The organism is Salaquimonas pukyongi, assembly GCF_001953055.1.
In the GTDB taxonomy this organism is placed as follows: Bacteria; Pseudomonadota; Alphaproteobacteria; order Rhizobiales; family Rhizobiaceae; genus Salaquimonas; species Salaquimonas pukyongi.
The window spans coordinates 543,208-556,916 of the sequence record NZ_CP019044.1; the positions used below are offsets into that span (position 1 = coordinate 543,208).

Genomic DNA, 13,709 nt, shown 5'->3' on the forward strand with positions numbered 1-13,709 from the left:
GGCATCAGGGAGAAATTCTGTCCAGTGCGTCAGGAAACCACGGCGCGATCTGTTGTTCTGCGCCAGTTTGCCCCGTCGGAAAATGCCAGCACCGCCCCGCCAGTTTCATCGGAAACATATATGATTGCGCCGGCTCCACAGGTGGACGGGTTCGGTACCGTACTGACCGTGTATGCGCCCACGCGGGCCGGGCCCGCCACATCCAGCCGGCATGTGGGCGCCGAAGTGCCAATTCCGATGTTTCCAGTCGAGGTGATACGCAGGCGTTCTGTCTTTGCGCTGACAGTCGATCCGGCAGGTGTCGTCAAAAACCGGATAAACCCGCCGTGACTGCTTGTGGACCAATCACCGTCCGCTCTCATTTCGATTGAACAGGCCAAGGGTACTACGAATTGTGTTCCGTCATAGCCCGATCCGAGAACCTGGAAGAACTTGTCATTATCCAGGGTGGCGGAAGGTGAGTCGATGGTGCCGCGTGCACCATAACCTTGGAACGCCGCATTGGGCGCTCCAATGCCGGTGGCCACAATGGATTTGAACTCTGCCCGTTCACTTCCTTTTTCACCGACAATCTGCAAGCCTGCCTGTCCCGCACCAAGTTCCGGAAAACCGCGCATGTCTATTGAAACCGGGCGATAGGGATTGTTGGTGCCAACGCCCAAATACCCGGTGCTGCCATCTGCCACCAACGCCTCCTTCCAGTTTGTTCCATCGGCCGAGACCTTTACATGCCAGTCGTCATCTCCGGTCAGGCCAAACTCCGCCCGCCCGGAAAAGCCGGTCTGAAACAGGGTGCTTGCCGTATCGGCGGCAGTAGCCTTGTTGAGCACTTGCCGCACATCGCCGCTGCCGGGTGTTGCATCATCGTGGGAAAACAGAATTGCATCGGACTTGACGGCCAACAGGTTGTTTGCGTCTGGCGCGGTGTTGATGCCTATGCCCGTCAAACCATCCAGGCTTGAAGGCATGGAAAAGGCGGGCCGCCAGCCTGATCCGTCCCAGACCAGGGTTTCTTCCTCTTCTTCATCCCACAAAATCCAGCCGGTTTGCGGCACAAAGAATGCCCAGGCCCCGTCCTGGAACGCTGCGATCTTGCCGCCTTGACCCTCCCACACACCAGTGGGACTGCCCGAAAGCGCATATCTGTCTCCTTCAGCGGGGCTGGCTGGCGGGCCGCTATCATCGCGCCGTTTTACTGATAGTTGGACCAGCGCATCGAGCATGCGAAGGGCTTCATTGTGGGTGACGTGTTTTTGAGCTTGTTGCGGCAGAAGGTAAGGCAGGGCGAGTTTGGAAGATATTTCCATCGAGCAGGTTCCAGCTGAAAGATAGGAAAATATTCCATTACTTGAAGATGCGCGGGCATAAGTGGCTCAACGAATGCCAGGCTGCCATTGCAGCACCATCAGCCTGTTGTAGGAAAAGAGCACACCGATGCGCTGCCAGCACATCTGGTGACAAATATCTTTTGCCTTTGTATTTATCCCCGCATTTGGCGTTCGACACAGGCTTGGATGGCTCGTCATCGGCCGGAAATCGTGATAGGTGATCGCTCAGCGATTCAATCGACGGTGGTGCGATGTGGGGGCAGAAAAACACCAGCTCGCAGTAGTATTGATCAACTGGTTTCATGCCAGACGCACGCTTTCCTGCATTCATCAGATACGGAAATGGCGCATCGTGCGCCCTTTGCTGATTGTCGTCTGCAACGGCGACACTGGTGAGGGGCGGGCGGACCTGCGCAAAGCCTGCAGCAAGCGTATCGAACTGATCGAGATGGCTCGAAACACGGGATTTGGCGGCGCCAACAATGCGGGCATCGAAAGAGCCCTGGCGCTCGGTGCGGACAGGATCTTGTTGCTCAATTGCGATGCTGAGATTGGGGAACCGGATGTTGAACGGCTGCTTGGAGCGTTCGGAAAAACGGAACGTCTTGCTGCCGTCGGGCCACTCGTCGTTGAGCGGCGGGGCAAGCAGAAAGTAGAGTTTGCGGGCGGCCGGGACATCAGCCAGGGGCGGCAGACACGCATCCGGCATGAAGGCAGGAATGCCTGTATTTCCAGCGGACGTTACGTCTATCCGGAATATGTCATGGGCACTGCCCTGATATGCGATCGAACGGCCTGGGAGAAGATCGGTCAGTTCGACGAACGGTATTTCTTTTCCGGGGAAGTCGCGGACTGGTGCAGGCGTGCACAGGCGGCAGGCTTCCTGGTTGCCGTCGACACAACCGTCCGCGCCATTCATCACGCTGATATGGCGGAGCGTGCAACGCGGGAAGGGGACTATCTCTACTATTCCCTGAGAAACCGGTTTTTGTTCATCACCAAACACCGCGGCGGCCAAAAGCTGCCGCTTTTCCTGAGATGGAGCTTCATCGCAGCACTGGAAGCCGGAAAGTCCCTTGTTCGCGGAAAATGGGCCCGGGCAGGTGCATGCCTGGCCGCGGTGCGCGATGGCTGGTCGGGGCGTTTCGGGCCACGGCACAGGCAGCCCGTGAAGCGACTCTCATGAAAAGCCCGTCTCCTGCCGGTGGCCAGTCAAGCCGCGTATCGGTGATCATCCCGAATCTTGACGGAGAAGCGTGGCTGGAAGCCTGCCTGGCATCGCTTTCGGCGCAAACCCGCAAACCGCTCGAAGTCATTCTGGTCGACAACGCTTCAACTGACCGCTCACTTGCGATTGTTCAAGACAAGGCTCCCGAGGCAATCATCATCAGGCTGGATCGCAATACCGGCTTTGCCCATGCTGTTAACCGTGGCGCAGCCATTGCGAAGGGCGATTTTCTGCTGTTTCTCAATACCGACACCGTTGTGGCGCCTGCCTGCATCAAGATACTGGAAAACACGCTTGCAGGTGCACCCGATGACATTGCTTCCGTCATGCCGCTGATGACGATGTTGCAGAAGCCAGACCTCGTTGATGATGCCGGGGATGTTCTGTCCTGGTATGGCTATGCCCAAAAGCATGGCCATGGAGAGCCTGCAGCACACTACCATGAACAGGCCGAGATATTTTCGCCCTGTGGCGGAGCAGTGCTCTATCGCGCCGGTGTTTTCTCCCGGCTGGAAGGATTTGATGAGGGCTTCTTCGCCTATCTGGAAGATGTTGATCTCGGGCTGCGTTGCCGGCTGGCCGGATACCGGCACTGGTTGCAACCCGCTGCCAGGGTGCAGCACAAAGGCCATGGATCGGCCATGCCGAAGACGCGTTACCTTGCCCTGACGACCCGCAACCGAATGGCGTTGTTGATCAAGAACCTTCCTGCAAGACTGCTGTACCGCCATCTTGGAGAGCTTTTGTACGGACAGGTTCATTTCGCATTTTCCCACGGCAATCTGAAGGCTTTGATGAGTGGCATGGCTCTGCTTGCCCGGGATTTGCCATCCCTTTTGCGCAAGAGACGGTCGGTGCGGACAACAACCGTTCTGGAAGGAAGCGACATCGAAGGACTGCTTTCAAGAGAGCATCCGAAACCTTCGATCCGAGAATTGATCTCACGTCGCCTCAGGCAGTTCAGTTGGAAGTCTGACCCCATTTAGGCCTGGCCGCGTTCTGCTGCTGCACGGTAGATGGCGCGATAGGACTGAATCATGACTTCAGGTGAAAAATCCTTCCACCGAAATGCCTTTGTTGCAGTAAAGTAGGGTTCGGGATCATCCGCGATCGCCTCTGCAGCTTGCGCGATTGCCCCGGCATTGACGGTTTCCAGAACAATCCCGCAGCCGCTTTTTTCAACAAAATCTGAAATCGGCAATTGTCCGCTTACGATGACAGGCCGCCCGGCCGCCAGCGCCTCCAGCAAGGAATGAGGCCAGGCTTTCACCACGTCCGGTGTTGTTGCGGCCAGAACGGCACAATCAAGGTTTGTCATCAAGGCAGCGATGTCCTGCCCCCCGTCAAGCACGGTGACGCGATCGGCAATGGCCAGGGTGCCGATTTTTTGTTCAACCATTTCCCGAAAACTGCCGCGCATCACCAGCGTCAGCGCAAGCCGGCTGGAGGCTGCAATGCCAGCCAGCAGTGCATCGATGCCCTTGGTCTCAAACTGCGAAAGTGTCCATGGTGCTGAGGCGGATAAAAGCTTGATCTGTCCGCCGTCCGGACGTTCCTGCTGTTTTCTCAACTTTGCAAATTTCGAAAGATCGTGACCCGGATTCACCCTGCAGACGTTCGTCAGGCCAAGCTGTTTCAGTTTTCCTTCATCCCGTGTGTTGGAAACCACCACGGCAGCAAGGCGATCGAGAAAACCGGTTTTTTGAAGTGGAACGGCCGGTCCAAGTGAGGCTGAGACGGTATAGACAATGGGTTTTTTGATCATCCGCAGAAACGGAAAGGCGTAGAGCGTTGGGTTAATCACGTGCACCACATCGCTTTTTGCTGCCTGGCTCAGGATTTGAGGGAGGCGTGTAAGCCCCATGGCCGCCATGGGAAAGCGCCATGCCGGGTTTTCAAACGGATGCAGGTGAACAATCTCCCCGCTGACGGTATCTGCGAGCACCGTCATTTCCTGATGGACGGCGTCGGTGCCGGGAATTTTCGGCGGTGGAGCGCTGGAAAGAAAGAGAACTTTCATACTGGTCCTGGGTCCGGCCTTTGTTTCCTGTCCGTGAGGTGGTGACCTGATGTTGGTGACTGGCTGGCAGGTTCCGGCTACTTTCTGAAAAGATAGATCAGCACCCCGCTTGCAACACAGCCGGCAAACAGGAGCACGAGCTGGAGATTTGCGCTGGCGCTCAAGCTGGCCCATGCGAGGATCAAAAGCAGGGTGTTGAGCGCGGCAATGCTGGCGATAACCGGCAGTTCGCGTCCGAATTTGCGATAGGCAGCCTGATAGGCGTGCTGGGTATGTGCCTTGAAGATGTTCCGCCCTGACAGCAGGCGCATCAGGAGCGTCGTGGCGGTATCGGCTGCATAGTAGAGAAACGGCAGCACCGCAGCCACGACAGAAAAACTGGTTGCCATGGCGATAATGGCAAGCGCGCTTGCGGCGCCCAGAAAATAGCTTCCGGCATCACCGAGAATGGCGGTCGATGGCGGGCGGTTGAAAACTGCAAAACCGGCCAGGCATGCGGTTGCAAGTATCGCAATGATGGCGCTGTGGGGCACCGCATCCGAACAGACTGCCAGCACAAAACCCGAAAATGCGAGTGGAATTCCAAGGCCGGCAACGGTCACAAGGTCAAGGCCGTCCATGAAGTTCACGGCATTGATCCAATAGGCAATGCCTACGACCAGTATCGCCGCAAGCATCCAGCTTTCCATGGCAGACAACGCAACTGTGTTGGCCATCACCATCGGAAGAAATAGAAAGGCTGCAAAAAACTGTACAGCCAGGCGGCTTGCTACTGACAGTCCGTAAAGATCGTCCAGAAATCCGACGATAAAGAGCAACACCATGGATGTGATTGCCGCAAGCGGGCTTGCGTAGATTTCACCAGCAATTGCGATCACCCCTAAATAGCTCAACAGGCATGCCGGCATGATGGCCAGGCCGCCGATCTGGCGGGGCTTGCTTGTGTGGACCGGATTGCCATGCCGGTGTGCAATCAGAAAATCAGCCGGCGCTATACGGGTTATGACCGCAAGTACAATTGCGGTCAGAAGGCAAGCAAACAACGCCCAAGCGATCAATGCCATTGCAAATAGGTGTCCGTGCATCGCCCCACACCGAATACAGTTGCCCTGCCAACAAACCTGCAGATGGGAACGTGTACCGTCCAATTTCCGCAGGTTGCAAGACCAGCGGTTGATGGAGGTAACGGATTTCGGGAATAGCCACACCGAAACGGGTTCGAGAACTACCCCTTGCCTGTCCGCAACCGGTTTCCGGAGGAACTCAATGCAGCGATCACCGCCAGCATGAACACATGGAAATGGTCGAGAACGTCATGCCCCAATGCAAGGTTGAGTTGAGAACCGAGTAAATACGGTAACCACACCGCCGATGCAAGCCTCCAGTGAAAGCCGCCTTCACCCGACAACCAGTGGATGAACCCGCAAAGCGGCAATGCAAGGATGAACAGGGTGGTTGTGGCAAGGTCCAGGATACCACCCCTGAAATAGGCAGTCAGAAACACGTTGTGCAGATGGGTTTTTTCAAGTGAGAAACCGAAATTGGAAGCGGTGTACGTCTCCAATCCAGCCATGGCCGCCGATTGGCCGATACCAAGCGGCCAGGCATCCGTGAGGTGTTCATTTGCATAGAGGAGCATTGCGTGACGGTGCCCCAGGGATGTGTCACTTGGCACGCCTGAAAACACCATGCTGAGTTCATTGTGCAACGCCCATATGCGTTCATGTGAGAGGACCATGACGAGCGAAATGGCAAGTATCGCGATAAGGAAAACAGCCTGCCTGCCACCGGCTCCAAACCGCTTTTCCTTTCCGGTCCTTGCAATCGCGGGCACGGCAAGCAAGGCGGGAAACAGCACAATGACGGGCAAAAAGGATCGCATGCCTGAAGCAAGGATACACCAGGCCGCAGCCGCTGCACCGGCCGCAAAAAACATCTGCTCCTTTGGCCCTTTATTGCCCAATGCAAGAACACAGATGGCATATTGCACAGAGACAATCAGCGCATAGGGCCCCGGATTTCCGGCATTTCCCCAGGCGCGTTCGCGAAAGAAAACAACCTCAAGAACGGCAATCAGGCCGGCGGCCATCGCGCCGATGCAGGCGGCGATCTCGGCCGTTTTGACAATGTGGGCAGGTGGCAGCAGGGCAATGAGGGAGGCAAGCGGAAGAAACCACAGAAAAGCAAGGCGCATCAGGAACTGATTCTGGTTTCCGCTGTCGGATGGATGCATTGCCAGGGAAAGCAGGGCCGACAGGATATAGAGAACTATTGCAGCGGTCATGCAGGTTGTGAATGTTGACCTTGCCGGGCGAAGGTGGCCCCGCCAATAGGCCCATAATCCGGCCAGCCCGATCAGCCCGGTCAGCCCGCTTGCGATACTGCCAAGCAGGGGAAAGCCGCCCGCAGGCAGCGATATGGCCGCAGCCAGTTTCCCATCCAGGGTTTGTTTGCCGTCATTTGCCTGCAGAACGGTCATGGGCGTTGACGTAGCCTTTGTGAACAGGGCAGCTTGGCCTGTGCCTGTCAGACATCGAAATACTTGCGATACCAGGCAACAAACCGGGCAACGCCTTCCTTCACCTCGGTAGCCGGTTTGTATCCGACCTCGCCAACGAGCTCGGACACGTCAGCAAAGGTATCAGGCACATCTCCCGGTTGCAGGGGCAGCATTTCCTTGCGTGCCTTCCTGCCGGTGGCTTCCTCAATAGCCTCAATGTAATCGGCCAGCTTAACGGGGGAATTGTTGCCGATGTTGAATATCCGGAAAGGCGCATTAGAGGTGGCCGGATCCGGGTCGGCACCGGACCAGTCGGGATTCGTGCTGGCAACCTTGTCATTGGTGCGGATCACACCCTCGGCGATGTCATCAACATAGGTGAAATCGCGGGTGTGATTGCCGTGATTGAATACCTTGATGGGCGTTCCCTCGAGAATGTTTTTGGTAAACAGGAACAGTGCCATGTCGGGCCTTCCCCAGGGCCCATAAACCGTGAAGAAGCGCAATCCCGTCGTGGGCAGGTTGAAAAGATGGCTGTAGGCGTGCGCCATCAACTCGTTTGCACGTTTGGTGGCGGCATAAAACTGAAGCGGATGGTCCACACCCATGTGCTCACTGAACGGCATCCTGGTGTTTGCGCCATATACGGAAGATGTGGAGGCGTAGGTCAGATGCTCAACGCCATGATGGCGGCAGGCTTCCAGAATGTTGGTGAACCCGACAATGTTGGATTCAACATAGTCTTGTGGATGGGACAGGCTGTGGCGCACGCCCGCCTGGGCAGCAAGATTGATGACCCGGTCCGGTTTGTATTCGGAAAATGCCGCATCCACGGCCCCACCGTCTGCCAGATTGGCGCGGATAAAGGCATAGCCGGAATTGGTCTTGCGCGCGGTTTCGTCAAGGATGCGCAGCCGGGCTTCCTTGATTTCAGGATCATAGTAGTCATTGACGACATCGATGCCGATAACGGTGTCGCCGCGTTCCATGAGCCGTTTTGCTACGTGGAAGCCAATGAAACCCGCATTTCCGGTTACCAGAATTTTCATCGATTATGGTCCGCGATCGCTGTTCGTGGTCTTGTCCGGTTACGTATGTGGCACTGCGATTAACGCCCCCAACCAAATGCAACCGGTAAGGAAGCAGCGGTTTGGGAAACATGCCGGACATGTTCGCCGCCCTTTTACTTGCAAGCCGTCTGCATCACAATGGAGCTGAGGCTTTGGATTGTGAGTTCATGGGCTAATCTGCGGTTTGACGCAGCTGGCCCCAGCTTTTCGGAGACGCATTTTCTCCGGTTTGTGTTTAACCAAGACAGGCAGCGTCGTTCTGATATAAGATCGAACCGAGCTCCTGGATTGATCCCACCGTTTCTGGCCCGCGCCGATTGTGACAGCAGAACCGCAAAGCCTTTACCGAAAGATTGTCGAAAACGTCCGTGACCCGATTTTCATTCTGGACGCGCAGCGTCAGATTCTGTTTGCCAACCATGCAGCCGGATTGCAATTTGGTGCAGGGCTTGAAGGTCAGAGCTTCGTGCGTATCATTCGCAATCCGGCCTGCCTGGAAGCGATTGACGAGGTTCTTTTCGGTGCCGAATCAAGATCGCTGCAGATTTCCGTCGAGAGCCAGTACCGCATCGTCTATGATGTCACCATTGTTCGCCTTGATGAAGACAAGGACGGCGGCAAACAGGTCATGGTTGGCTTGTCCGACATCTCCCACATTTTTGAAGCGGAGCAAATGCGCAGCGATTTCGTGGCAAATGTCAGTCATGAACTACGCTCGCCGCTGACCTCGCTGAACGGCTTCATCGAAACCCTTCAGGGGCCGGCAAAAGGTGACATGGAAGCAACCGAGCGCTTCCTGGCGCTTATGGCTGGTGAAGCCCAACGCATGGTGCGGCTGATTTCCGATCTTCTTTCACTCTCCAAGGTGGAAGCCAATCAACGCGTCCGCCCTGAAGGTGTTGTCAATGTAACCCTGGTGTTGCAGCGCCTGCTGAAAACGCTTGCCGGTCTTGCCGAGAAGGAACGCAAAACGGTTGAACTGGAGGTATCCGACCAGACGGCGCGAGTGCTTGGCAGTGAAGACGAACTTACCCAGGTTTTCCAGAACCTGATTGAAAATGCGATCAAATATGGCCGCCCGGATTCCACCATCAGGGTCAAGGTCGGATGGTCGGACAACGAATCGGGCATTCGCGGCAAGGCAGTCACCGTCACGGTGATCGATCAGGGCGAGGGGATTGCCCGCGAACACATTCCCCGGCTGACCGAACGCTTCTACCGGGTCGATACCCATCGTTCCCGCGACAAGGGAGGAACCGGCCTGGGACTTGCCATCGTCAAGCACATTGTCGGACGCCATCGCGGACGCCTTCGCATCGACAGTGACCCGGGGATCGGCAGCCAGTTCCGGGTTGTCCTGCCGGCGGCCGGAAAATCCGAAGGCGAAGCAGCGCAACTTTGACGGCGCTCGCCCGATAACACCTCCTGGAAGCCGCTGACTTATCCACTGTCACGGAACTGTCACCAAAGTGACATACCTCCTTCATCGCCAGCTCCTAGACCGGCGCCTGTCAGCAGTTGATGCGCCGATGAGGCAAGAATGCGCTGACGGGAATTTGCCAATCAAACACACGACACAGGAGGCACATCATGTTGCCAACCAAGACCACTGCGGCATTGTTTGCCGGCGCTTTTGCCCTTTCGGCTGGCGTTGCCGAAGCCCGCGACCAAATTCAGATTGCCGGCTCTTCGACCGTTCTGCCTTATGCTTCGATCGTTGCAGAAGCCTTCGGCGAAAACTTTGATTTTCCTACGCCAGTTGTTGAGTCCGGTGGCTCAGGCGCAGGCCGCAAGAAGCTCTGCGAGGGGGTTGGCGAAAACACCATCGATATCGCCAACTCATCCTCACGCATCAAACAGTCGGACATCGACCTTTGTGCATCCAACGGTGTGACCGAAATCCAGGAAGTTCGTATCGGCTATGACGGCATCGTCTTTGCTTCCAGCATCAGCGGACCGAACTATGCGTTTACGCCGGCTGACTGGCACAACGCCCTTGCTGCCAAGATCGTCAAGGACGGCGAACTCGTCGACAACCCGTACAAGATGTGGAACGAGATTCGCTCGGACCTGCCGGCTCAGGAAATCCTGGCCTTCATTCCCGGCACCAAGCACGGTACCCGTGAAGTATTCGATGAGAAAGTTCTTGAGGCAGGCTGCGAAGAAACCGGTGCGTTTGACCTTCACAAGGCTGCCAATGGCGACGACAAGAAAGCTGCCGAAAAAGCCTGTATCGCACTGCGTACCGACGGCGTATCGATCGACATCGATGGCGACTATACCGAAACGCTGGCGCGTGTTGACGCCAACAAGAACGGCATCGGCGTGTTCGGCCTTTCCTTCTATCAGAACAACACCGACAAGCTGCAGGTGGCAACAATGAATGGCGTTCAGCCGTCCGTTGAAACCATCGCCTCCGGCAGATACCCGGTTTCGCGGCCGCTGTTCTTCTACGTGAAGAACGCCCACCTCGGCGTGATCCCTGGCATGCAGGAATATGTTGAGTTTTTCGTTTCTGATGAAATGGCCGGTCCGGACGGCCCGCTGGCTGCCTATGGTCTTGTTTCCGATCCTGAACTCGCCAAGACCCAGGAAATGGTCAAGAATCGCACCCCCATGGGCCCGATGAACTAAGCCTGCAATTGCAGAAAAAGGCGGCGCCCTGCCCATTTCGGCGCCGCCTTCTCCAACCTTCGGTGGATGAGGCATGACCCCGGGAATACTTACACTCATCGTGCTTGCACTGATGGTCGCAGGGTTCATTCTGGGCCGCCAGCGCGCCCTGTTCCTGGCCAAACGCGACAGAGTTCGCCTTCATTCGCTGCCGGGCTATTACGGACATTCCGTTGCCCTGTTTACTGCGGTTCCGGCTTTCGTTTTGATGATTGCCTGGCTGTTTCTTCAGCCGATGCTCATTGATAATCAGATCAGCTCTCAGATTCCCAACAGCGTGATCCCCGATGGCGGCGCAAGAAGCCTCGTCATGGCCGATGTGCGGCGCATAGCCGACGGCCTCGATGCCCTCGTCGATCAGAAAAACATCAGCGAGAATGACCTTGCTGTAATGCGCGCTGACATTTCCAATGTCCGCAATCGACTTGCCGAAGTCGGCGTCGCGCTTGGTTCCAATGTCCAGCCGGTTGTTTTCGAGGCGGCCAAATCCTATCGCGAAATCGGCAAGACAGCGACCCTTCTCAGAAACATCGCAGTGTTGGCCGTTGCGCTGATCTTCGGTGCTGTTGCCTGGAGCCGAATCAGACCGGCGATGCGCGCCCGCAATGTGAGTGAAACATTCGTTCGCATATTGCTGATGGCCTCCTCGCTGATCGCGATCCTGACCACGGTCGGCATCGTTGCCTCGATGCTGTTTGAAACCATAAACTTTTTCAGGATCTACCCCGCCGAGGACTTCTTCCTCTCAACGGTCTGGAACCCGCAATTCCGCGGTGGTTCCGATCTTGGCATTATTCCGCTTCTTTGGGGTACCTTTTACGTCTCCCTGGTGGCGCTAGTCGTCGCTGTGCCGATTGGTCTGATGATTGCAATCTATCTGGCCGAGTATGCCGGCAGATCCCTTCGCAGCTTTGCCAAACCGGCAATCGAAATCCTGGCAGGTATTCCGACCATTGTGTACGGCCTTTTCGCGCTCGTTACGGTTGGACCTTTCCTGCGTGACTGGATCGCGGAACCCTTTGGCCTGGGCAATTCCTCTTCCTCGGTCATGACCGCAGGCCTGGTCATGGGCATCATGCTGATACCGTTTGTTTCCTCACTGTCGGACGACATCATCAACGCCGTGCCGCAGGCCATGCGTGATGGTTCCTATGGTTTGGGTGCAACGCAGTCCGAGACCATTAAGAGGGTCATCATTCCAGCCGCCCTTCCTGGCATTGTGGGCGCTGTTCTGCTCGCTGCCAGCCGGGCAATCGGCGAGACGATGATTGTGGTGATGGGCGCTGGCGCCGCAGCCCGGCTCGACCTTAACCCCTTCGAGGCGATGACAACTGTGACCGTCAAGATCGTGAGCCAGCTGACCGGCGACACGGAATTTGCCAGTCCCGAAACGCTGGTGGCCTTTGCGCTGGGCCTGACCCTGTTTGTCTTCACCCTCGGCCTCAATGTTCTCGCCCTTTACATCGTGCGCAGATACCGGGAGCAGTACGAATGACCGATACGACCTCCGCTTCCGCCGCTACAACGGGCGTGCGCCATACCGGTTCGCTCCTGGAGCGGGGAGACCGCACCCGGCACCGGCACGCAGCCGAAAAACGGTTCAAATTACTGGGCCTTGTCGCTGTTGCCTTGGGCATCCTGGCGCTGGTGGGACTGTTGTCGTCCATTCTCTACAATGGCGCCTCATCCTTCCGTCAGACCTTCGTCACGCTTGAAGTACATCTCGACCCGGCAAAGCTGGACAAGACAGGCAACCGGGATCCCAAAGAGCTGCGCAAGGCAACGACCTTCGTTTACGCCCCGCTGATCGAGAAAGCGCTAACGAACCTCATCGAACAACGCGGCATCACCATTGAAGGTTTGACCAAGAAAGACACGAAGGGGTTCATTTCGAAAGAAGCGCCAGCCTCCCTCAGAAGCCTCGTCTTGGGCGATCCCTCCAAACTGGGCCAGACCGTGAGCTTTGACATGCTGACGGATGGGCGCATTGACGGCTACTACAAGGGCCGCGTCACAATGGAGACCGCAGAGATCGACCGCAACGTATCTCCGGCACAATTGATGCTTGCCGATGAATTAAAGGAGGCCGGTTTCCTCAAGACCCGGTTCAATTGGGACTTCCTTACCGCGCCCGATGCGTCTGACACACGCCCGGAAGCTGCCGGACTCGGCGTGGCGATTCTGGGCTCTGCTTACATGATGCTGGTTGTTCTGGGCCTTTCCTTGCCGATCGGCGTTGCCGCCTCAATTTATCTGGAGGAATTTGCACCGAGCAATCGGATTACCGATATCATCGAGGTCAACATCGCCAATCTGGCGGCGGTTCCGTCGATCGTATTCGGTATTCTCGGACTTGCGGTTTTCATCAATTATGCAGGACTGCCGCAGTCAGCGCCGATAGTCGGGGGGCTGGTCCTTACGCTGATGACCCTTCCGACGATCATTATCGCAACCCGCGCCGCCCTTAAGGCTGTTCCGCCGTCGATCCGCGAAGCAGCACTGGGTATCGGGGCTTCCAGGATGCAGACCATTTTTCACCATGTCCTGCCGCTGGCAGCGCCCGGTATTCTTACCGGCACGATCATCGGCCTGGCCCAGGCGCTTGGGGAAACCGCGCCTTTGCTGCTGATCGGCATGGTGGCCTTTGTGCGCGAATATCCCTCGGCGCCGCCGGAAGGTTTTTTCGACCCGGCTGCGGCCTTGCCGGTTCAGGTTTATAACTGGACGCAGCGCGGCGATCCCGCCTTTGTGGAAAGAGCATCAGGTGCAATCATTGTCCTGTTGATCTTCCTCGTCATCATGAACGGCATCGCGATCCTCTTGCGCCGCCGCTTCGAACGCCGTTGGTAGTAGGAACATCAGCCATGGATGTATATGCAAAGAATTCAGT

At 56.6% G+C, this 13,709-nt stretch carries 11 protein-coding genes; 6 read left to right on the forward strand and 5 right to left on the reverse strand.

Annotated elements, in window-relative coordinates; all coding sequences use genetic code 11:
* Nucleotides 1-29: 29 nt before the first annotated feature.
* Nucleotides 30-1,307 carry a DUF2793 domain-containing protein gene (locus BVL55_RS02650; RefSeq protein WP_075995610.1) on the reverse strand — a complete coding sequence of 426 codons (1,278 nt, stop codon included), beginning with the start codon at nucleotides 1,305-1,307 and terminating at the stop codon, nucleotides 30-32.
* Between the two features lie 274 nt (nucleotides 1,308-1,581).
* Between BVL55_RS02650 and BVL55_RS17255 the strand changes: the two genes are divergently transcribed.
* Nucleotides 1,582-2,514: a glycosyltransferase gene (locus tag BVL55_RS17255; protein WP_162841435.1), complete on the forward strand. Its 933-nt coding sequence runs from the start codon at nucleotides 1,582-1,584 to the stop codon at nucleotides 2,512-2,514.
* Nucleotides 2,511-3,542: a glycosyltransferase family 2 protein gene (locus tag BVL55_RS02660; RefSeq protein ID WP_075995612.1), complete on the forward strand. Its 1,032-nt coding sequence runs from the start codon at nucleotides 2,511-2,513 to the stop codon at nucleotides 3,540-3,542. The genes BVL55_RS17255 and BVL55_RS02660 overlap by 4 nt, the downstream gene beginning before the upstream one ends.
* Here the strand turns inward: BVL55_RS02660 and BVL55_RS02665 are convergent.
* The 4 genes from BVL55_RS02665 to BVL55_RS02680 all read right to left on the reverse strand — a co-directional run bounded on the left by BVL55_RS02665 (nucleotide 3,539) and on the right by BVL55_RS02680 (nucleotide 8,125).
* Nucleotides 3,539-4,576 (reverse strand): glycosyltransferase, encoded by a 1,038-nt coding sequence (locus BVL55_RS02665; RefSeq protein WP_075995613.1) that lies wholly within the window; start codon nucleotides 4,574-4,576, stop codon nucleotides 3,539-3,541. The genes BVL55_RS02660 and BVL55_RS02665 overlap by 4 nt on opposite strands.
* A 77-nt stretch (nucleotides 4,577-4,653) precedes the next feature.
* Entirely contained in the window at nucleotides 4,654-5,640 is a 987-nt protein-coding gene (locus BVL55_RS02670) for an MraY family glycosyltransferase (protein WP_075995614.1), read from the reverse strand.
* A 161-nt stretch (nucleotides 5,641-5,801) separates the two neighbouring features.
* Nucleotides 5,802-7,055: a hypothetical protein gene (locus BVL55_RS02675; protein ID WP_075995615.1), complete on the reverse strand. Its 1,254-nt coding sequence runs from the start codon at nucleotides 7,053-7,055 to the stop codon at nucleotides 5,802-5,804.
* A gap of 47 nt (nucleotides 7,056-7,102) precedes the next feature.
* Nucleotides 7,103-8,125: an NAD-dependent epimerase gene (locus BVL55_RS02680; protein ID WP_075995616.1), complete on the reverse strand. Its 1,023-nt coding sequence runs from the start codon at nucleotides 8,123-8,125 to the stop codon at nucleotides 7,103-7,105.
* A 340-nt stretch (nucleotides 8,126-8,465) separates the two neighbouring features.
* Between BVL55_RS02680 and BVL55_RS02685 the strand changes: the two genes are divergently transcribed.
* The 4 genes from BVL55_RS02685 (at nucleotide 8,466) to pstA (ending at nucleotide 13,669) form a co-directional block, all read left to right on the forward strand.
* Nucleotides 8,466-9,548, forward strand: coding sequence for an ATP-binding protein (locus BVL55_RS02685; RefSeq protein WP_075995617.1), 1,083 nt, complete (start codon nucleotides 8,466-8,468; stop codon nucleotides 9,546-9,548).
* Between the two features lie 188 nt (nucleotides 9,549-9,736).
* Entirely contained in the window at nucleotides 9,737-10,780 is a 1,044-nt protein-coding gene (locus tag BVL55_RS02690) for a substrate-binding domain-containing protein (protein WP_075995618.1), read from the forward strand.
* Between the two features lie 73 nt (nucleotides 10,781-10,853).
* Nucleotides 10,854-12,314 carry a phosphate ABC transporter permease subunit PstC gene (pstC, locus tag BVL55_RS02695; protein WP_075995619.1) on the forward strand — a complete coding sequence of 487 codons (1,461 nt, stop codon included), beginning with the start codon at nucleotides 10,854-10,856 and terminating at the stop codon, nucleotides 12,312-12,314.
* Nucleotides 12,311-13,669, forward strand: a complete 1,359-nt coding sequence (gene pstA, locus BVL55_RS02700; protein WP_075995620.1) for a phosphate ABC transporter permease PstA — start codon at nucleotides 12,311-12,313, stop codon at nucleotides 13,667-13,669. Before pstC ends, pstA begins: the two co-directional genes overlap by 4 nt.
* Nucleotides 13,670-13,709 lie beyond the last annotated feature (40 nt).

What these genes read in the sequence shown, in the direction of transcription:
- BVL55_RS02650 (WP_075995610.1), bottom strand. Translation starts at nt 1,307, where the DNA reads ATGGAAATATCTTCCAAACTCGCCCTGCCTTACCTTCTGCCGCAACAA.
- BVL55_RS02660 (WP_075995612.1), top strand. Translation starts at nt 2,511, where the DNA reads ATGAAAAGCCCGTCTCCTGCCGGTGGCCAGTCAAGCCGCGTATCGGTG.
- BVL55_RS02665 (WP_075995613.1), bottom strand. Translation starts at nt 4,576, where the DNA reads ATGAAAGTTCTCTTTCTTTCCAGCGCTCCACCGCCGAAAATTCCCGGC.
- BVL55_RS02670 (WP_075995614.1), bottom strand. Translation starts at nt 5,640, where the DNA reads ATGGCATTGATCGCTTGGGCGTTGTTTGCTTGCCTTCTGACCGCAATT.
- BVL55_RS02675 (WP_075995615.1), bottom strand. Translation starts at nt 7,055, where the DNA reads ATGACCGTTCTGCAGGCAAATGACGGCAAACAAACCCTGGATGGGAAA.
- BVL55_RS02680 (WP_075995616.1), bottom strand. Translation starts at nt 8,125, where the DNA reads ATGAAAATTCTGGTAACCGGAAATGCGGGTTTCATTGGCTTCCACGTA.
- BVL55_RS02690 (WP_075995618.1), top strand. Translation starts at nt 9,737, where the DNA reads ATGTTGCCAACCAAGACCACTGCGGCATTGTTTGCCGGCGCTTTTGCC.
- pstC (WP_075995619.1), top strand. Translation starts at nt 10,854, where the DNA reads ATGACCCCGGGAATACTTACACTCATCGTGCTTGCACTGATGGTCGCA.
- pstA (WP_075995620.1), top strand. Translation starts at nt 12,311, where the DNA reads ATGACCGATACGACCTCCGCTTCCGCCGCTACAACGGGCGTGCGCCAT.